The sequence below is a fragment of the Mycobacterium sp. E2989 genome (assembly GCF_001667595.1).
In the GTDB taxonomy this organism is placed as follows: domain Bacteria; phylum Actinomycetota; class Actinomycetes; order Mycobacteriales; family Mycobacteriaceae; genus Mycobacterium.
Genome location: NZ_LZJX01000060.1, coordinates 1 through 18,977, shown reverse-complemented (window position 1 = coordinate 18,977; position 18,977 = coordinate 1). Strand labels below are relative to the sequence as shown.

18 protein-coding genes and 1 pseudogene are annotated in these 18,977 nt (G+C 69.5%); 7 read left to right on the top strand and 12 right to left on the bottom strand.

What is annotated here, in order from left to right; all coding sequences use genetic code 11:
• Positions 1-5 precede the first annotated feature (5 nt).
• Positions 6-908, top strand: a complete 903-nt coding sequence (locus A5680_RS11695) for a sigma-70 family RNA polymerase sigma factor (protein ID WP_067819391.1) — start codon at positions 6-8, stop codon at positions 906-908.
• A gap of 24 nt (positions 909-932) precedes the next feature.
• On the opposite strand, the gene A5680_RS11690 is transcribed toward A5680_RS11695, so the two are convergent.
• From A5680_RS11690 to A5680_RS11665, 6 genes and pseudogenes are all read right to left on the bottom strand, one after another.
• Positions 933-3,536 carry a phosphatidylglycerol lysyltransferase domain-containing protein gene (locus A5680_RS11690; RefSeq protein WP_067819388.1) on the bottom strand — a complete coding sequence of 868 codons (2,604 nt, stop codon included), beginning with the start codon at positions 3,534-3,536 and terminating at the stop codon, positions 933-935.
• Complete coding sequence (locus A5680_RS11685; RefSeq protein ID WP_067819385.1) at positions 3,533-4,837, bottom strand: esterase family protein; 1,305 nt, start codon at positions 4,835-4,837, stop codon at positions 3,533-3,535. The genes A5680_RS11690 and A5680_RS11685 overlap by 4 nt, the downstream gene beginning before the upstream one ends.
• A gap of 320 nt (positions 4,838-5,157) precedes the next feature.
• Positions 5,158-6,021 (bottom strand): aspartate/glutamate racemase family protein, encoded by an 864-nt coding sequence (locus A5680_RS11680; RefSeq protein ID WP_067819382.1) that lies wholly within the window; start codon positions 6,019-6,021, stop codon positions 5,158-5,160.
• 155 nt (positions 6,022-6,176) lie between these two features.
• A complete protein-coding gene (locus A5680_RS11675; RefSeq protein WP_067819379.1) occupies positions 6,177-7,241 on the bottom strand; it encodes an alpha/beta hydrolase in 1,065 nt (354 codons plus the stop codon).
• Positions 7,242-7,311: 70 nt separating this feature from the next.
• Positions 7,312-8,067: an AraC family transcriptional regulator gene (locus A5680_RS11670; protein ID WP_067819376.1), complete on the bottom strand. Its 756-nt coding sequence runs from the start codon at positions 8,065-8,067 to the stop codon at positions 7,312-7,314.
• A gap of 22 nt (positions 8,068-8,089) precedes the next feature.
• A pseudogene (locus tag A5680_RS11665) lies at positions 8,090-8,728 on the bottom strand (carboxymuconolactone decarboxylase family protein); the annotation flags it as partial.
• A gap of 111 nt (positions 8,729-8,839) precedes the next feature.
• On the opposite strand from A5680_RS11665, the gene A5680_RS11660 reads away from it, so the two are divergent.
• A complete protein-coding gene (locus A5680_RS11660; protein ID WP_067819371.1) occupies positions 8,840-9,913 on the top strand; it encodes a GGDEF domain-containing protein in 1,074 nt (357 codons plus the stop codon).
• On the opposite strand, the gene A5680_RS11655 is transcribed toward A5680_RS11660, so the two are convergent.
• The 4 genes from A5680_RS11655 to sdhC are packed head-to-tail and all read right to left on the bottom strand — an operon-like array spanning position 9,914 to position 13,278.
• Entirely contained in the window at positions 9,914-10,714 is an 801-nt protein-coding gene (locus tag A5680_RS11655; protein WP_055402944.1) for a succinate dehydrogenase iron-sulfur subunit, read from the bottom strand.
• Positions 10,714-12,468 (bottom strand): succinate dehydrogenase flavoprotein subunit, encoded by a 1,755-nt coding sequence (gene sdhA, locus A5680_RS11650; RefSeq protein WP_055402942.1) that lies wholly within the window; start codon positions 12,466-12,468, stop codon positions 10,714-10,716. Before sdhA ends, A5680_RS11655 begins: the two co-directional genes overlap by 1 nt.
• Before the next feature lie 4 nt (positions 12,469-12,472).
• A complete protein-coding gene (locus tag A5680_RS11645; protein ID WP_055402940.1) occupies positions 12,473-12,943 on the bottom strand; it encodes a succinate dehydrogenase hydrophobic membrane anchor subunit in 471 nt (156 codons plus the stop codon).
• A complete protein-coding gene (sdhC, locus tag A5680_RS11640) occupies positions 12,940-13,278 on the bottom strand; it encodes a succinate dehydrogenase, cytochrome b556 subunit (protein WP_067819368.1) in 339 nt (112 codons plus the stop codon). Before sdhC ends, A5680_RS11645 begins: the two co-directional genes overlap by 4 nt.
• 245 nt (positions 13,279-13,523) lie before the next feature.
• Here sdhC and A5680_RS11635 point away from each other — a divergent pair, with 245 nt between their 5' ends.
• From A5680_RS11635 to A5680_RS11625, 3 genes are read left to right on the top strand one after another with little or no spacing between them, the layout of a single operon-like run.
• On the top strand, positions 13,524-13,922 hold the full coding sequence (locus tag A5680_RS11635) for a cytidine deaminase (protein ID WP_055402936.1): 399 nt from the start codon (positions 13,524-13,526) through the stop codon (positions 13,920-13,922).
• Entirely contained in the window at positions 13,919-15,205 is a 1,287-nt protein-coding gene (locus tag A5680_RS11630) for a thymidine phosphorylase (RefSeq protein ID WP_067819365.1), read from the top strand. The genes A5680_RS11635 and A5680_RS11630 overlap by 4 nt, the downstream gene beginning before the upstream one ends.
• A 20-nt stretch (positions 15,206-15,225) precedes the next feature.
• Entirely contained in the window at positions 15,226-16,311 is a 1,086-nt protein-coding gene (locus tag A5680_RS11625; RefSeq protein WP_067819362.1) for an adenosine deaminase, read from the top strand.
• Positions 16,312-16,353: 42 nt separating this feature from the next.
• Here the strand turns inward: A5680_RS11625 and A5680_RS11620 are convergent, their stop codons facing one another.
• Together A5680_RS11620 and A5680_RS11615 are read right to left on the bottom strand one after the other, a co-directional pair.
• Positions 16,354-16,638: a GlsB/YeaQ/YmgE family stress response membrane protein gene (locus tag A5680_RS11620; RefSeq protein ID WP_055402930.1), complete on the bottom strand. Its 285-nt coding sequence runs from the start codon at positions 16,636-16,638 to the stop codon at positions 16,354-16,356.
• A gap of 91 nt (positions 16,639-16,729) precedes the next feature.
• Positions 16,730-17,401, bottom strand: a complete 672-nt coding sequence (locus A5680_RS11615) for a GntR family transcriptional regulator (RefSeq protein ID WP_067819359.1) — start codon at positions 17,399-17,401, stop codon at positions 16,730-16,732.
• Between the two features lie 141 nt (positions 17,402-17,542).
• On the opposite strand from A5680_RS11615, the gene A5680_RS11610 reads away from it, so the two are divergent.
• Together A5680_RS11610 and A5680_RS11605 are read left to right on the top strand one after the other, a co-directional pair.
• The gene (locus A5680_RS11610) at positions 17,543-18,571 is read left to right on the top strand and encodes a cupin (protein WP_067819356.1); all 1,029 of its coding nucleotides are present in this window, start codon (positions 17,543-17,545) and stop codon (positions 18,569-18,571) included.
• 48 nt (positions 18,572-18,619) lie between these two features.
• On the top strand, positions 18,620-18,977 hold a 358-nt coding region (locus A5680_RS11605; RefSeq protein ID WP_197499778.1), incomplete at its 3' end, for a BatA domain-containing protein.

The following is an 18,977-nucleotide window of genomic DNA, read 5'->3' as shown; positions in this document are numbered from 1 at the left end:
GCGATATGACCGGGACCGAACAGGTCTCACAATTCGAAGCCCTGCGACCGCACCTGATGGCGGTCGCCTATCGGCTCACCGGCACCGTGGCCGACGCCGAGGACATCGTGCAGGAGGCCTGGCTGCGCTGGGACGGGCAGGACAGCCAGATCGACGACCTGCGGGCCTGGCTGACCACCGTGGTGAGCCGCCTGGGCCTGGACAAGTTGCGCTCGGCGGCGCACCGGCGCGTGACCTACACCGGCAACTGGCTGCCGGAACCGGTGGTCACCGGTTTCGACCGGACCGACCCGCTGTCGGCCGTGGTGGCCCGAGAGGACGCCCGGTTCGCGGCGATGGTGGTGCTGGAGCGGCTGTCGCCGGATCAGCGGGTCGCGTTCGTGCTGCACGACGGGTTCGCGGTGCCCTTCGCGGAGGTGGCCGAGGTGCTGGGCACCACCGAGGCCGGCGCCCGGCAGCTGGCGTCGCGGGCCCGCAAGGCCGTGACGGCCGAGCCGCCGCCCAGGCCCGACCCCTCGCACGACGAGGTGGTGGGCCGGCTGATGGCCGCCATGGCCGCCGGCGACCTGGACGCCGTGGTCTCGCTGCTGCATCCCGACGTCACCTTCACCGGCGATTCGAATGGCAAGGCGCCCACGGCCGTTCAGACCATCCGCGGCCCGGACAAGGTGGTCCGGTTCATGCTGGGCCTGGCGCAGCGCTACGGCCCGGGCATGTTCACCTCGTACGAGCTGGGGCTGGTCAACGGCGAGCTGGGCATCTACACCGCCGGGCTGCCCGCGGCCGACGGGTACCGCGAGATGCTGCCGCGGATCACGGCGGTGACGGTGCGCGACGGGAAGGTCAGCGCCCTATGGGATATCGCCAACCCGGACAAGTTCACCGGCTCTCCGCTGCGGCGCCCCTGACGCCGGAGTCGCCATGGCGGGCGACTATCTGCGGGCGAGTTTGCGCGCCAGCCGGATCCCTTGGCGCGCGGTGAGGTTCGGTAGGTAGGCGCGGCTGATCGCGTTGGCGATCGCGGGCAGGGACGACGGGTCGCGGTAGGCCATGTACAGCGGCTGGTACTCGGGCTGGAACTTGGCCTTGAAGCTGAGCAGCGAGCGGAAGCCGTACACCGGCTCCAGGGCTTTGCCGGTGACGTCGAGGATGCGGTCCAACGCCGTGACCTCGTTGCCCCGGGCCAGCCGGGCCAGCGGGGCGCCGGACAGGCTGAGGAACTCCGCGCCCTCCTCCCGAAAGCTCTGTGCGGCAGAGGCGATCAAGAACTCCATCACGCCTTTGAAGGGGCTGCTGCCCCGCCTGCGCATGAAGTCCAGCGTCCAGCCGACCGTCTGCCCGTCCCGGTAGACCGGCAACCAGCTGGTGATGCCGTGCACGATCCACTGCTCGTCCACGGCGATCAGGCAGCGCACGTCCGGGTCGTCGAGCTCGTCCAAACCGCCCAGCGTCCAACCCATTTCGGGCATGCCCTTGTCGGCGACCCATTCCTCGGAGATCACCCGCACCTGGTCGCGTATCGACAATGGCGCCTCCGGATAGCTCGTCCACTCGGCGCGAATGCCCTCCTTGGCCGCCTTGTTCAGCGCGGTCCGAATGTCTTGCCACTTCTTGCCTTTGAACTCCAGCTCGGCCAACGGCACCACGGTGTCCTCGGCCACCTGCACCGCCGACCAGCCCAGCGCCAGCGCGCGGTCGCGCACGTCCTCGGTGATGCTGTACATGCACGCCGTCCAGCCGTTACGGTCGCAGAACCGCTCGAATCCGCGGATCGCGTCGTCCTGCGCGCCGGGGTCGCCCAGCGGGCCGCCGGTGGTCAGCGCAACCGCGGCCACCACGCGGTAGGCGAACGCCGCCCGTCCGTCATCGGTGAACCAATACGCGTTGCCCGGCCAGGTGCTCATGTACGCCAGCGAGGATCCGCTGTTGGCCACCATCAGGTTTCGTGCCCGGGTCGCCGCCTCGTCGTCGACGACGACGCTGGCCCGCCAGAAGCTGACGACCAACCCCGCCAGCAGCATCACCCAGAACACCGCGCCGCAGAACTCCCAGGCCAGGAGCGCAAGCCCGCTGTTAGGCAGGAACTTTGCGCTGTGCGCCAGTTCGTAGGCCGGCGGCAGGTAGCGGGTGGGCAGGTCGGAGACCAGCTGGGCGAGGCTCGGCGGGGGATCGAATTCCTTGCGCTCCCAAAATGCAACCAGCAGATAGCCGCCGGCGGTGAGCAACGCGGTGGCCGCCAGGCCCAGCCCCAGCCGCAGATAGGTGGCGCGTGGCGCGGTCACCGTGAACAACGGCCGGGTGAACAACAACAGCGCAATCATCAAGCAGGGCACCACGATTGGGGCGATGAGAATCAACGTATCGTGGGCGAACGAGTATGTGTCGTCCGCGTCGTGCACGAAAGATCCCGCGTCGGCCGCGTCGCGGGTCCACAGCACGGCGAACCAGGCGCTGCCCGCGACCAGCGCCGCGTTCAGCAGCAACGCCAGCCACCAAGCGAAGCGGCGCCCGCGGCGCAATCCGACCGCGGCCGCGAGCAGCAGCAGCGCCGGCCCCACCGAGGTGATCGCCGAACCCACCCCGGTCCCGAGGGTCTGCGAGACCGCCAGCCGGCACGCCTCGCTCAACCCGGGATCGACGCACAGCTGCCGCATGCGCTCGCTGTCCTCGGCGGGAGAGGCGAACAGGGACTGCAAGATTCGCAGCGGGCCGTAGCCGGGGTAGGCCAGCCAGGCGCCGGTGGAACCGAGCAGGGTCAGCAGGGGGCCGAATGCCGTCGCCGCGACCAGCGTGGCCACCAGCACCCTGGCCTCCGAGCGGGAGGGGGGCGAGACGGCGGCACGCGCCTCCGACCGGTAGAACAGCCAGCCCAACAGCAGTCCGGCCACCGCGCCGAAAACCCGCAAGACGTCGAGCAGGGTGCCCGAATACAGCGCGAACACCACCACGCCGCTGAACATCAACAGCCGCAGCCGGCGGCGCCACAGCGCCGACAGCTTGAACGTCATCACCACCGCGAGGCAGACCAGCGCCGGCGTGGTGCCGACCGCGACCTCCTTGTCGAGGTTGGTCAACCAGGAGTCGCCGGTGCGTGACAGCAGCGCGACGGCGCCGACACCGAGCAGGCTGCTCAGCACCTGGCCGGTCACCAGGAATACGGCGGTGCGGCGAGGACCGAGCAACCGTTCGGCGGGCACGCCCACGGCCACCGTGAACAGCGTGGCGACGACGTAGGCGGCCAGCGACACGTTCCACAGCCCCGCGGTGAACGGCGTCCACCAGAAGCCGCGCTCCAGCTGGGATGTGCCGATGGCCACCTTGGCCACCAGGCCGTGGGGCATGCCGGGCGCATTCTCGGTGTTGTTCGACCACACCGACCACGCGTGGGTGACCGCGCCGAGCACCCACAGCGTGACGACCAGGCCGACGGTGACGGGCGACTGTCGCAGCAGCGCGAACGCCCGCCGCGCGTTGTGCTGAACGACGGCGCGCTTGTCGAGCACCGTCGTCGGTTTGTCGAGCACCGCGGCGGTCATTGGGTCAGCCCCGTGCGCGCCGCCAGCCACGGAATCGCCGCTTCGAATGAGGCCCGGAACACGGCGAAGGTATGTCCTCCGGGAAATTCCTGCCACTGTGCGTTCATGCCGGCCTGCCGGCAGGCCGCGTAGATCTCCCGCTGCTGGGGGTTGTAGACCCCATCATCTGAGCCCGCCGTGATCAGCGCGTTGGTGTCCGGATACTGCCGCTTGGCCATGATGTCCTTTGGTGTGACGTTGTTGTAGGCGGCCTCGTCGCCGTTGAACAACTTGGCGACGATTTCGGCGTGGCTGGTCAGGATCGGCTCCCGCTGGCCGGACATGTCCACCACGTTGGCATAGGCCTCGGGGGCGCGAAGCCCTACCAGCAGCGAGCAGGTGCCCCCCGACGACAGGCCGCCGATCCCCCACTGGCGATGGTCCCGGCTCACTTGCAGGTTCGCCGATACCCAGCGCGGAAGGTCCTCGGCCAGGTAGGTCTGCGGCGTGCCCCAGGCGGAGTCCACGCAGCTCGGATTGTTTTCCGCGACACCTTGCTGATCGGCCATCACCACCACCGGGGCCAGGCCCTTGTGACGCGCGGCGAACTGGCCGAGCGCGTCGTCGACGTGCACCTTGTCGATCCAGTCGCGCGGCGCTCCCGGGTCGCCGGGAAGCAGTACGAGCACGGGCAGTTCGGGCCGCGGCGTGGCCAGGTAGGCCGGGGGCAGGTAGATCAGCGCCTCACGCGGGCTGAACCGGCTGGACGCCGGAATCGACGCCTTCACCACCTGGCCGTCCGCGGGCATGGTCGCCGGCGGCTGCCACAGCTGTTCGAGCGTGCTGCCCGCCGCGGCGCGCACCGCGCTGGCCTGGCTCGAGGCGACCGAGGACAGGTCGCCGACGGGGTGCAGCAGCGGGTTCACCAGCTTGCGTGCGGTGGTGAACGCCGCGTAGTGGATGTTGGCCTGCGCGGCGATCACCACCACCGACCACAGCACGCCCAGCACCATCAGCGCGCGCACCGGCCAGCCGGACCGGCGCATCCTGGCAGCCGACAGGCACAACACCAGGGCGGCGACCCCGCCCCAGGCGAACAGCGTCCACGGGATGACGTCGGGGTAGGGATGCCAGCGGTAGTTCACCGTGTAATAGCCGGCCGCCGCGACCGCCGCCGCGATGGCCACGCACAGCGGCACCGCCCGTAGCCACCACTGGCGCCCCCGCCTGCACAACAGCGCGACCAGAAGGCCGAGCACCGACACGGCGATCAGCGCCTGCGCCGGGAAGTCGATCAGCGACCAGTCCAAGGGCGACTTCATACCCCTCCGTTTGGCTTCGCACCCAGTTCCGCAACCTGTATGCCCCGGCAAGCCGGCCCCCCGTCCGCCGTGGCCGACCCAGCGATGACTAGCGACGAGCCCAGGAGTAATGGCTGTATATCACGATGGGCGAGCGGTTTTCACCGACTCTGCCGAAGTTCACCCGCGGCCCTCTTCGCGGGGACGGCGGGCGCCAATGCCTTCAATGTCGCACTGCCCGGACGGGGGCGATTGCCGGGGCCCCCGACGGCGGCGGCCGGCATCAAGGATTGCCGCCGCGAACTCTCGCGATCGGCGTGGGCAACGAAAAGGCTTGTGCCCTAAGCGATGTCGCGAATTCGAATGAGTTCACCGGCGCCACGCTGCGGCCGGCGCGGCCGCCAACGCGACAGCGCCCAGCGGCGGGACGGCCGCGCCGCGGCAATGGATTCAATGTCGGTCGGCGGGGTTGCGCGGGCGACCGGATCCACCAGTAGGCGGGACGCTTCCTCGACCAGCGCGGTCACGCTGTCGACGACCGGCTTGCCCGCCATCTCGGCGTCGACGACGCCGTAGAGCTCATTGCAGTCCAGTATCAGCGCGTCCACATTCTCCGCGAGCCCGGCGACGACCCGGCGGAATTCCTCGGGGACCGGGACGGGAGCCGTGGACCATTGCAGCGACTCGATGAACCGGTCGACCATCTCCTGATCGCCCGGGGCCGGGGCGACGGCGGCGATGCCGGCGTCGCCGAGGCCGCGCTCGTAGGCCGCGGAGGACACCATGATGCTCGACGCGACGAGACCGACCCGGCGGACGTTCAGGCGTTGCAGCTTCCGGCCGGTCGCCTCGACCATGCCGATGCATGTCAGTGCGCCTAGCGCGGGGTCGACCGTGGTGGCGTTGCACGCGACGGCGATCACGTCCGCGCCGGTTCCGGCGAGGGAGCGAGAGGTCCGGGTCACGAGGTCCCGCAACGCTTCCTGGTGCCCGGGCCGAGGCGAGCCGGCCGTGGCGGCGTCCACCAGGCGCCGCTGCACACCGATGGTGTGCACGACCACGTCCGGGTACGAACCTCCCGTCAGCGCCCGATGGTTCTCGCACAGCATCGCGTAGAACCGGGCGGTGGTGCGGGGGCCCAACCCATCCACGACGCCGAGCCGTCGTTGCGGCGCCCACCGATCGGAGCTAACGAGTTGGTCCATGTCGATTCTCCAAGTCCGGTGGCGTCCGTTTTCGGGCACATCTGACTATCCCCGCTCGGCCGCGCCGTGTCTTTCCACCGTCCGGCCGCCGCGGTGGGGGAGCCGGCCTTCCCCACATCGGACGACCCCGGGTCCGTCGATCGGGGGAGCGCTGGTCATCGGCTCCGGGTTGCGGCGGCCGCCAGGCCGAGGCGCAGCGCCGCGGCGGCCTCGGCGGCGGCCTCGGCGAACCGGCCCCCGAGCCCGACGAAGTTGAGGTATGCGTGCGGCAGGTCGGGCTGCCGGCTGAGCGTCACCGCAACGCCCCCGGCCCGCAGCCTGTCCGCGTAGGCCACGGCGTCGTCGCGCAACGGGTCGAAACCGGCGCTGGCGACGTAGGCCGGTGGCAGCTGGGTGACGTCACCGCGCAGCGGCGACAGGCGCGGGTCACTTCGGTCGACCGCCGGGGGGACGTAGTTGCCCAGCGCCCAGCGCAGGTTCCGGTCGGTGAAGGTGGAGCACCCGTCGGCGAACAGGTCGTGCGAGCGTCGCCGCGCGGCGAGATCCGTGGGCGGATACATCAGCAGCTGGAAGGCCGGGATACCGCCGCCGCGCTGCGCGGCGTGCTGCGTGGTCACCGCCGCGAGGTTTCCTCCGGCGCTGTCGCCCCCGACCGCGATCCGGTCGGGGGCCGCGCCCAGCTCCGCCGCCGATGCGAGCGCATATTCGAATGCGGCGATCGCGTCGTGCACGGCGGCGGGGAATGGGTGCTCCGGCGCGCGCCGGTATTCGATCGAGAGCACCCGCACGCCCGCGTGGTGGGCCAGGTATCGAGCCACCGGGTCGTGGCTGACGCGTGACCCGACCGAGAAGCCGCCACCGTGGTAGTAGACCAGCAGGCCGGACGGTGACGGCGCGTCCGCGGGGGTGTACAGGGTGGCCGGGATGTCGCCGTGCGCGGCGGGGATGGCGACCTCGCGGACCTCGACGGGCCGGGGCGTGCGGTACCGGACGACCCGGGGCAGCTGGTCGTATCGCGCCCGGGCCGCATCGATCGGATCGGTGAAAACGTCTGAGCCCGAACGGTTTTTGAGGCGGATGACGAGCTGCGCGTCGAGGTCGAGCTGCTGCCCGTCGATTCGGATGGGCGAGCCCGCCAACAACCGGCGGGCCGGTGCCGGTAACCCGAAGACGGCGCGGATCGCCGCGGCCTGAACGCGGATGCGCGACGGCGTGGCCATGATTTACTCCCTTCGCTCGCCGATATGTTCAGCGTGGATCGGCGGCGAAGGGAACGCTTGTACGGATCCGTCAGGTCGCGGCGCGAACCGCTCGGGCGAGTTCGCGCGGTGCCGCGCCGGTCATCTCCCGGCACACCCGATTGGCGTGCGCACCGTCGGCGAACCCGGCCAGATGGGCGGCATCGGTGACCGAGCGGCCGGCGACGAGGTGGGCCACCGCGGTCACCAGGCGCGTCCAGCGGATGGTGGCCGACATCGACGCCCCGGTCTGCTCTCGGCACAGCCGGCCGAGGTAATCCGGTGACAGGGCAACGGCATTGGCCAGCGATGCCACGTCGACTCGGTTCGGCACTCGGCTCGACGCGACCTCGATCGCCCGGCGCAGTTGGGGATGAATGGGTGCCGGGGCGCCAACACCTCGGCTCGCCGCCCCGCACACCCCGTCGACCAGGAAATCGGCCGCGGCATGCGGGCCGTCCGTCTTGAGCGCACGCGCCGTCGCCGCGGCCAGCCCGGCCCCGTCGTCGACGACCCAACTGCCGCGACCGCGGTTGTGGCTCAACGTGTGCAGGGCGAAGCCCGCAACCGTCTGCAGCCCGAGGTACAGCGTCAACGCGTCGGAGCCCGAATCCGATCGCACCGCGTGGCGCGTTCCGCTGCCGACCACCACCAGTCGGCACGCGTGCGGGCCGTCGCCGTCGCGGGTGAGCGTCACGGGCCCGTGGCCGCCGACCGTGACCTGAACCGCGGGGTGGTGGTGGAGGGCGAGGTCGGAAAACACGCCTGCCACCAAGAGCCGGCCCGGACCCAAGTCCCAGACGCGCATGCCGCCAATGTAGCCCCGGGGGTCAGCGACCGGTAGCCGCCGTGCGATCGTCGCCCGCCCACGGAACCCGGCACGCGTTCCCGGAACTGAAGCCCTGCTCGGTGATGCCCAGCGCGGTGTTCATCCGGGCCCGCATGTTCTCCACGCCGATCTGATAGGTCAGCTCGATCACGCCCGCGTCGCCGAACCGGGCGCGCAGGTCGGCCACCTGCTCGTCGGTGACGGTGTGCGGATCGGTCGTCATCGCGTCGGCGTAGCGGATCGCGGCGCGCTCGTCGTCGGTGAACGCCGTCGAAGTGGCGTAGTGGTCGATGTCCTTGAGCCGTTCGATGTCCAGGCCGTCCAGGCGCTGCAGCATCGAGCCGAAGTCGACGCACCAGGAACAGCCGATGCTGCGAGCGGTCCACAGCACCGCCAGCTCGCGCACGCCGACCGGCAGCGTCTTGGACGCCCGGTCGAGCATCGTCTCGTGCACGGCCCCGGCGACCATCAACTTGCGATGGTGGGCGGTCACGGTGAAGGGCTCGGGTACCTGGCCGTAGCGGCGCTTGGCGATCCGGTACATGGCGCGGGTCAGCGGCCCGGCGCGGTTGGGGGACAGGGGCTCGATGCGCGTTTTCTGTGTCATATCCCTCAGACGGGATGGCACGCGAAAGTGTGACGGCCTCGCGCGCACAGACGCGGCAATCCGCCTCGGGGGAGGGCGGGAGAGCCGTAGCATGCGGCTAGCCTTTCGACGTCGATGAGCGGTGGTGGCGATTGCGAGTCAACGATGACCGCGCTGTTTAGCCGGCGGGCCGATCAGTACGACTGGCTATCCGGCTATCTCGCGTCGCGGGGCATCAGCGGGGCCACTCGGGCCGTGATGGCGCTCATCTCGGCGTCGATGGTGCTGTGCCTCATCGCGTTGCTGGCCGGCTCGGACGGTCCCCGTGGATCGGTGCCCGTGGCGATGATGTGGACGGCCGTCACCGGAGGGGTGGCGGGCGTTCTGCTGTGGACGTGGCGCTGGCCGACGCGCGGGCAGTCCCTCGCCTACGCCCTGACCTGCAACACCGCCGTCGCGCTGGCCTGCCTGGCGCATCCGAACCCGCTGGCCGCGCTGATCGGCTGCATCGCCTTCGCGACCTTCGGCGCGTACATGGCGTTCTTCCACACCACGGGATTCGTGCTGTACAACTTCGCGGTGGCCGCCGCGGTCGGGTCGTGGGAGGCCTTGTCGCTGGCGAGGTCCGGGCACCCCAGCCTCGCCGGGGTGGATCTGTGGTTGGTGATCGAGGTCAACATCGCGCTGCCGCTGGCCATTCGGATTCTGATGCGCGCCCTGACGGGGGACCTGCTGCAGGCCGACCGCGATCCGCTGACGGGCCTGCTGAACCGGCGCACGTTCCAGCACGAGGCGTTGGGCATGATCCTGGCCCGGCGGGGCATCGACTCCCACCTGGTGGTCATGCTGATCGACCTCGACCACTTCAAAGACATCAACGACCGGCACGGTCACGCCGCGGGGGACCGGGCGCTGGTCCAGGTCGCCCAGGCCCTGTCGGCCGCCTCCGAGGACTCGGTGGTGGCGCGCAGCGGCGGTGAGGAGTTCCTGCTGGCCGGCACCGCCAAGGCGTGCAACGCCGAGTCGCTGGCCGCGCGGATGTGTCGCGCCATCGCGGCGTCGGCCGCCGGAGTGACCGCCAGCATCGGCACGGCCTGCGCCCACCTCGACGACAGCGCCTCGGAACCGCAATCGCTGCTGGGGGAGTTGGTCACCGCCGCCGATGCCGCGATGTATGAGGCAAAGCGGTTGGGCGGCAACCGGAGCAGTCATCACGAGCTGTGCGACCCGCGTAGGTGATCAGCGCGTGAACATCAGCGCGCGCTTGACCTCCTGAATCGCCTTGGTGATCTGAATCCCGCGCGGGCAGGCCTCCGTGCAGTTGAACGTGGTGCGGCACCGCCACACGCCGTCGACCTCGTTGAGGATGTCCAGGCGCTCGGCGGCGGCCTCGTCGCGGCTGTCGAAGATGAACCGGTGCGCGTTGACGATCGCCGCCGGCCCGTAGTAGCTGCCCTCGTGCCAGAAGATCGGGCAGCTCGTCGTGCAGGCCGCGCACAGGATGCACTTGGTGGTGTCGTCGTAGCGGGCACGGTCGGTGGGGCTCTGAATGCGTTCGCGCGTAGGGGGATTCCCGCTGGTGACCAGGTACGGCTTGACCGCGCGGTAGGCATCGAAGAACGGCTCCATGTTGACCACCAGGTCCTTCTCCACCGGCAGTCCGCGGATCGGCTCGACCGTGATGGTGAGTTGCTTGCCCGGCTTTTCGGGCAGCAGGTCACGCATCAGCACCTTGCAGGCGAGCCGGTTGACGCCGTTGATGCGCATGGCGTCCGAGCCGCACACCCCGTGCGCGCAGGAGCGCCGGAAGGTCAGCGTGCCGTCCAGGTAGCTCTTGATGTAGATCAGCAGGTTGAGCAGCCGGTCGCTGGGCAGGCAGGGCACCCGAAAGCTTTGCCAGCCACCGGTTTCCGCGAAGGCGTCGGGGTCGTCGGGGTTGAACCGGGCGATCTTGAGGGTCACCAGCACGGCGCCCTCGGGGACGGGCGGCAACGGCGGCTCCGGTCCCCGGTCCACCTCGACGTCGACGCTGTCGGACATCAGTACTTCCGTTCCTTGGGTTCGTAGCGGGTCTGCACGACGGGCTTGAAGTCCAGCGCGATGTCGCTCAGCAGATCGGTGCCCTGCTTGTAGGCCATGGTGTGGCGCATGTAGTTGACGTCGTCACGGTTCGGGTAGTCTTCCCGGGCGTGACCGCCGCGGGATTCCTTGCGATTCAGCGCCCCCACCACGGTCACCTCGGCCAGTTCCAGCAAAAAGCCCAGTTCGATGGCCTCCAGCAGGTCGCTGTTGAAGCGCTTTCCCTTGTCGTGCACGGTGATTCGGGAGTACCGCTCCTTGAGGGCGTGGATGTCGGTGAGCGCCTGCTTGAGCGTCTCCTCGGTGCGGAACACCGCGGCATTGTTGTCCATCGACTGCTGTAGCGCGCCGCGGATGTCGGCGACGCGCTCGTTGCCGTGCTCGCTGAGGATGTCGCGGACCCAGCCGACCACCATCGCCTCGGGATTCGGTGGCATGTCCACGAAGTCGTGCCCGTCGGCGTAGTCGGAGGCGGCGATGCCGGCGCGGCGCCCGAAGACGTTGATGTCCAACAGCGAATTGGTGCCCAGCCGATTCGCGCCGTGCACCGACACGCAGGCGCACTCGCCGGCGGCGTACAGGCCGGGGACGATGGCGGTGTTGTCCCGCAACACCTGTCCGGTGACGGTGGTGGGGATGCCGCCCATCACGTAGTGACACGTCGGGTAGACCGGGACCAGCTCGTGCACGGGGTCGACGCCCAGGTAGGTGCGGGCGAATTCGGTGATGTCGGGCAGCTTCGCCTCGAGCACGTCCTCGCCGAGGTGGCGCACGTCGATGTAGACGTAGTCCTTGTTCGGGCCCGCGCCACGGCCTTCCAGCACCTCCAAAACCATTGACCGCGCGACGATGTCGCGCGGCGCCAAGTCGACGATGGTCGGGGCGTAGCGCTCCATGAACCGCTCACCGTCGGCGTTGAGCAGCCGGCCGCCCTCGCCGCGCACGGCCTCGGATATCAGGATGCCCAGCCCGGCCAGGCCGGTCGGATGGAACTGATGAAACTCCATGTCCTCCAACGGAAGTCCCTTGCGGAAGACGATGCCGATGCCGTCGCCGGTCAGGGTGTGCGCGTTGGAGGTGGTCTTGTACATGCGGCCCGAGCCGCCGGTCGCCAAGACCACGGCCTTGGCGTGGAACACATGAATCTCGCCGGTGGCCAGCTCGTAGGCCACCACGCCGCTGGCCACCGGGCCGCTCGGCGTCTGGGTGAGAACCAGGTCCAGCGCGTAGAACTCGTTGAAGAACTGCACGTCGTGCTTGACGCAGTTCTGGTAGAGCGTCTGCAAGATCATGTGGCCGGTGCGGTCGGCGGCGTAGCACGCCCGGCGCACCGGGGCCTTGCCGTGTTCGCGGGTGTGCCCGCCGAACCGGCGCTGGTCGATGCGGCCTTCGGGGGTGCGGTTGAACGGCATCCCCATTTTCTCCAGGTCGAGCACCGCGTCGATGGCTTCCTTGCACATGATCTCCACCGCGTCCTGGTCGGCGAGATAGTCGCCGCCCTTGACGGTGTCGAAGGTGTGCCATTCCCAGTTGTCGTCCTCGACGTTGGCCAGCGCCGCGCACATCCCGCCCTGGGCGGCGCCGGTGTGGCTGCGGGTGGGATAGAGCTTGGTGAGCACCGCGGTCCGGACGCGCGGACCCGCCTCCACCGCGGCGCGCATGCCGGCACCGCCGGCGCCGACGATCACCACGTCGTATCGGTGTTGCTGGATCACGGCGTCACGCTCCGATATTCGGGTCGAATGTCACCAGCACGTAGGTGCCCAGCACCAACGTGAACCCCATCGACAACAGCAACAGGCTGTTCAGCCAGAACCGGGTGCGGTCGCTGCGGCTGTAGTCGTCGATGATGGTGCGCAGGCCGTTGCCGCCGTGCAGCTGCGCCAGCCACAGCAGCGCCAAATCCCAGAACTGCCAGAACGGCGAGGCCCAGCGCTGCGCCACGTAGTTGAAGTCGATGCGGTAAACGCCGTTGTCCCACATCAGCATGATGAACAGGTGCCCGACGGCCAGGACGATCAGCGCGACGCCGGAGAACCGCATGAACAGCCAGGCGAACTTCTCGAAGTTGGGGATGCCCGCGCGGCGCCGCGGCGAGCGCGGGTTGTCGAGGCTGGCCGGCCGGTCGTGGCTGCGCTGGCGGACCGGGGCCACCTGGCCGCGGCCCAGCTGCAGGTCGGGGGAGCTCATCGCAGGTGCTCGAAGATGTGAATGCCCGTCACCACGCCGGCCGGGACCATGAGCAGCAGGAAGACGACGCCGACGATCCAGAACATCAGCTTCTGGTATCGGGTGCCCTCGGACCAGAAGTCGATCAGGATGACGCGGATCCCGTTCAGCCCGTGAAAGAGCACCGCGGCCACCAGCCCGTACTCCATCAGGCCGACGACCGGGGTTTGGTAGTCGTGGATCACCGCGTTGTAGGTCTGCGGGCTGACCCGCAGCATCGCGGCGTCCAGCACGTGGACGAACAGGAAGAAGAAGATCGTCGCGCCGCTGATGCGATGCAACACCCACGACCACATGCCCGGGTCGCCCCGATACAGGGTCCGCGGTGGTCGCCGCTTGCGCGAGGGTGCAGATTGCGTTGCCGGATCCGCGGTTGTCGTCTCTGTGCTCACCCAGTCCTCACCGCCTTCTGACATCAAGGGAGGGCAATTCAGCCTAACCCGCGCGGGGCGCCGTCCGCGCCGACCAGCCCGCCCGGCGAATGCTCGTGTCAGAGTTAGGCTGGCGGTCTTGATTGCCCATGGCTGAGCGGGGTTGCGATATGGCAGATGTCGATTGGAATGCGCTGCGCCACAAGGCGATCGACGCTGCCGCGGGGGCCTACGCGCCGTATTCGCGGTTCCCCGTGGGGGCCGCCGCGCTGGTCGACGACGGTCGCGTGGTCACCGGCTGCAATGTGGAGAACATCTCATATGGCCTTGGTCTCTGTGCCGAATGCGGCGTGGTGTGCGCCCTGCACGCCGGCGGCGGCGGCCGGCTGATCGCGCTGGCCTGCGTCGACGGCGAGGGTCGCGCGCTCATGCCGTGCGGGCGGTGCCGCCAGCTGCTGTTGGAGCACGGCGGCCCGCAGCTGCTGATCGACCACCCGGCCGGGCCCCGCCGCCTCGGCGAGCTACTGCCCGACGCCTTCAGCGCGGACCTGCCGCGGGAACCCCGTTGACCGACCACGCATTCGACGCGCCGACGGTGATCCGCACCAAGCGTGACGGCGGTCGGCTGTCCGAGGCCGCCATCGAGTGGGTCGTCGACGCCTACACCCACGGCCGGGTGGCCGAGGAACAGATGTCGGCGCTGCTGATGGCGATCTTCCTGCGCGGCATGGACGGCGGCGAGATCGCCGGCTGGACCGCGGCGATGCTGGCCTCCGGTGAACGGCTGGACTTTCGCGACCTGCACCTGCCCACCGTCGACAAGCACTCCACCGGCGGCGTCGGGGACAAGATCACCCTGCCCCTGGTGGCCGTCGTCGCCGCCTGCGGCGCCGCGGTGCCCCAGGCGTCGGGGCGCGGGCTGGGGCACACCGGCGGCACCCTGGACAAGCTGGAGTCCATCGCCGGGTTCACCGCCGCCCTGTCCAGCCGGCGGGTGCGCGACCAACTCCGCGACGTGGGCGCGGCCATCTTCGCCGCCGGCGAGCTGGCGCCGGCCGACGCCAAGCTGTACGCGCTGCGCGACATCACGGCCACCGTCGAGTCGCTGCCGCTGATCGCCAGCTCGGTGATGAGCAAGAAGCTGGCCGAGGGGGCCGGGGCGCTGGTGCTCGATGTGAAGGTCGGCTCCGGTGCGCTGCTCGACTCCCCGGAGCGCTGCCGCGAACTGGCCCACACCATGGTCGGGCTGGGCGAGGCGCACGGGGTGCCGACGCGCGCGCTCCTGACCGACATGAACGCCCCGCTGGGGGCGGCGGTCGGCAACGCCCTGGAGGTCGCCGAATCGCTGGACGTGCTGGCCGGCGGCGGGCCGCCCGACGTCGTCGAGCTGACGGTGCGGCTGGCGCGGGAGATGCTTGAACTGGCGGGCGTCGACGGCCACGACCCGGCGGAGACCCTGCGTGACGGCACCGCGATGGACCGGTTTCGCCGCCTGATCGCCGCCCAGGGCGGTGATTTGTCGGTTCCGTTGCCGATCGGTGCGCATTCCGACACCGTGACCGCCGGCCGGGGCGGCACAATGGGCGATATCGACGCGATGGCGGTGGGGCTGGCGGTGTGGCGGCTCGGTGCGGGCAGGTCCCGTCCGGGCGAACGGGTGCAGGCCGGCGCCGGTATCCGGATCCACCGCCGGCCCGGCGAGCCGGTCGCGGCCGGCGAGCCGCTGTTCACCCTCTACACCGACACCCCGGAGCGCCTCGGCGCCGCGCTGGCCGAACTGGACGGCGGCTTCAGCGTCGGCGACACGCCACCGGCGCCGCGCCCGCTGATCATCGATCGGATCGCACCGTGACCACGGGGTTGAATTAGACGATGAAGCTGGGCCTCGAGCAGATCAAGAAGGCGCCCAAGGCGCTGCTGCACGACCACCTCGACGGGGGGTTGCGCCCGTCGACGGTGGTGGAGATCGCCGAGGAGACGGGGTACGACGGGCTGCCCACCACCGACGTGGACGAGCTGGCCACCTGGTTTCGCACCCAGTCGCACAGCGGGTCGCTGGAGCGCTACCTCGAACCGTTCTCGCACACCGTGGCGGTGATGCAGACACCCGAGGCGCTGCATCGCGTCGCCTATGAATGCGTCGAAGACCTGGCCGCCGATTCCGTTGTCTACGCCGAGATCCGGTTCGCGCCGGAGCTACACATCGACCGCGGGCTGTCGTTCGACGAGATCGTCGAGGCCGTGCTGGCCGGCTTCGCCGACGGCGAGAAGGCCTGCGCCGCCGCCGGCCGGCCGATCGTGGTGCGACTGCTGGTGACCGCCATGCGGCACGCCGCGGTGTCACGCCGAATCGCCGAGCTGGCGATTCGGTTCCGGGACAAGGGAGTTGTGGGGTTCGACATCGCCGGCGCCGAGGCGGGCAATCCGCCGACCCGGCACCTGGACGCCTTCGAGTACATGCGAGACCATAACGCGCGCTTCACGATTCACGCCGGCGAGGCGTTTGGGCTGCCATCCATCCATGAGGCGATCGCGTTCTGCGGTGCCGACCGGCTTGGTCACGGGGTGCGCATCGTCGACGACATCGACGTGCTCGGCGACGGCCGGGTCCGGCTGGGCCGCCTGGCAGCCATCCTGCGGGACAAGCGGATTCCGCTGGAGCTGTGCCCCAGCTCCAATGTGCAGACCGGCGCCGTGAACAGCATCGCCGAGCATCCGTTCGACCTGCTGGCCCGCACCCGGTTCCGGGTGACCGTGAACACCGACAACCGGCTGATGAGCGATACCACGATGAGCCTTGAAATGTGCCGCCTGGTCGAGGCTTTCGGCTACGGCTGGAGTGATCTCGAGCGGTTCACCATCAACGCGATGAAATCCGCCTTCATTCCCTTCGACGAGCGGCTGGCCATCATCGACGACGTCATCAAGCCGCGTTATGCGGTGCTGATAGCGGGCTGACGCCGCCCAACCGAAAACCGGTCGGGCGGCGCAGCTTTCGGCTCAGCGGGTGAGCCGGGTGCCGGTGCGGCGGCCCGTCAGCGCCTCGTACAGCGCGATGAGGACGATGGCGGCGCCGACGCCGATGAAGAACGGCACCCAGGCCACACCACCGTTGGCGTTGTGGTATCCGAATTGGCTGGCGGCCCACGACCCGATCAGACCGCCGACGGCGCCGAGCACCACGGTCATGATCATGCCGACGTTCTGCTTACCCGGCATCACGAGACGCGCGACCAAACCGATGATCGCGCCCACGACGATGGCGAGGATTATGGATGTGATCACTTCAGCTCCTGTCATAACGGCTCCCGGGGTGGGCGCCATCTTCGAGAGGATTTCCCGAAAAGAGGAACTTCTAACACAATTCGCGCGGAACTCAGATCAGGTCCGCCGCCAGCCCGATGGCGCGCACCGTGCCCGCCAGGTGGGTTTGCACCGCACGCAGCGCGCGCTGACCGTCGCCGTCGCGCAGCGCCTCGGCGATTTCGCGATGCTCGTCCAGGATCGCCGCCACCCGGTCGGGATCGCGCAGCGCCGATTCGCCGATCATCCGCATCTGCCGGTCCCGCAGCGACGCATAGAAGCCCGACAGGATGGTGTTTCTCGACTCCGTCAGCGTGATGGCGTGGAAGGCGCGGTCGGCGTCGAGGAATTCGGGCCAATCGGAGCGGTCGACGGCTTCCCGCTGCCGTCGTAGCTCCGCCGACATCTTCTCGAAAACCGCTGCGCACGTGGCGGGTCCGCGGCCCACCACCTTAGTTGCGGCGAACTGCTCGAGCACCAGCCGTGCCTCCATCACCGACCGAACCTCGTCCGGGGAGACGGGGACGACCAGGGCGCCGCGCTGCGGGTACAGCCGCAGCAGCCCCTCGGCCTCCAGCCGCAGGAACGCCTCGCGCACCGGGGTGCGCGACATGCCCAGCGCCGTCGCGACATCCCCCTCGCTGATCAACTCGCCCCCGGGGAACGCGCCGGTGAGTACCCGCGTCTTCACGTAGTCCAGCGCCCGGTCCTTGGCCGTGCCCGGCCGCGGCTCGTTCGTTGCCACTGCAGCCTTCCGGTAGCTAAGTCGTATCCCAGCAGTGTGGTGACGGTACACCACCGCAGCCCTTGACAGGGCGACAACTGAGATACAAGATAGATACGAAAGAAACATAAGAAGAGCCGAAGAAGCCCAGGAGCCATGCAAATGTCCGTCACCGAACAAACCCTGACCCCGAACCTGGATCCGACGGTCCCCGCTCCGATGGTCAACGTGGCCGAGTACGGGTTCGAAGGCCGCTTCCAGGATTGGACCGGCGACGCCGAATTCTTCGAGTACTCGAAGGCCGCCAACCCGATCGGCTCGGGACACGTCCCGCAGGTGTCGATTACCCGGTTCGACGCGGATGTCTACACCGATCGGCCGACCGGTGTGATCCCGCTGGACCTGTCCAAGGAGCTGCGGATCGAGACCGGCGCGGCGACCAGCCCCGCGCTGCTGGCCAATTTCGTGCGCATCCGCCCCGGCGAACGGGTCGACACCAGCCCCAACGCCACCTCCCAGCTGTACTACGTGCTCTACGGGCGGGGTTTCGCGGCGGTCAACGGCGAGCTGGTCGGATGGGAGAAGGGTGACTTTTTGACCCTGCCCGCGGGCACGCATTCGGTGTTCTACGCGGCCGCGGACACCGCCATGTACTGGGTGCACGACGAGCCGCTGATGCGCTACCTGGGCGCCGAAGCCACCCAGCCGCGGTTCCGCGCGACCAAGTTCCGCCGGACGGACGCGGTGGCCAAGCTCGAAGAGATCGCGGCGCGGCCGGGCGCCAACGAGAAGAGCCGGGTCAGCGTGCTGCTGGCCAACGCCAACCAGGAGCAGACGCTGACCATCACCCACGTCCTGTGGGCCATGTTCGGCGTGCTGCCACCGAATCAGGTGCAGCGCCCGCACCGGCACCAGTCGGTGGCCCTCGACCTGATCCTCGACGCGCCCGCCACCGGCTGCTACACGCTGCTGGGCACCCGCCTCGACGACCGCGGCGACATCGTCGACCCCATCCGGGTGGACTGGCGGGCCGGCTGCGCCTTCACCACCCCGCCGGGCATGTGGCACGCCCACTACAACGAGACCGACCAGCCCGCCCACCTGATCCCGATCCAGGACGCCGGGCTGCAGACCCATCTGCGCAGCCTCGACATCAAGTTCACGCAGCGTCGCGACCTCGTCGCCGGCTGATCCGGCGGGGAGTGCACGGTCCGCACTTGGCGCATAGTGTGGCTCGACATGAAGTTGCCCCTGCTGGGCCCCGTGTCGGTCACCGGCTTCCAGAACGCGTGGTTCTTCCTGGTTCTGCTGGCGGTGCTGCTGGTCCTGGGCATCTACGTGGTGCTGCAGTTCGCCCGGCGCCGCCGCGTGCTGCGGTTCGCCAACATGGAGGTGCTGGAGCGGGTCGCGCCGGCCCACCCCAGCCGCTGGCGGCACGTCCCGACGATCCTGCTGGCCGTGTCGCTGGTGCTGCTGACCACGGCGATGGCCGGGCCGACCTCCGACGTCCGGATCCCGCTCAACCGGGCCGTCGTCATGCTGGTCATCGACGTGTCGGAGTCCATGCGGGCGACCGACGTGCCGCCCAACCGGCTCA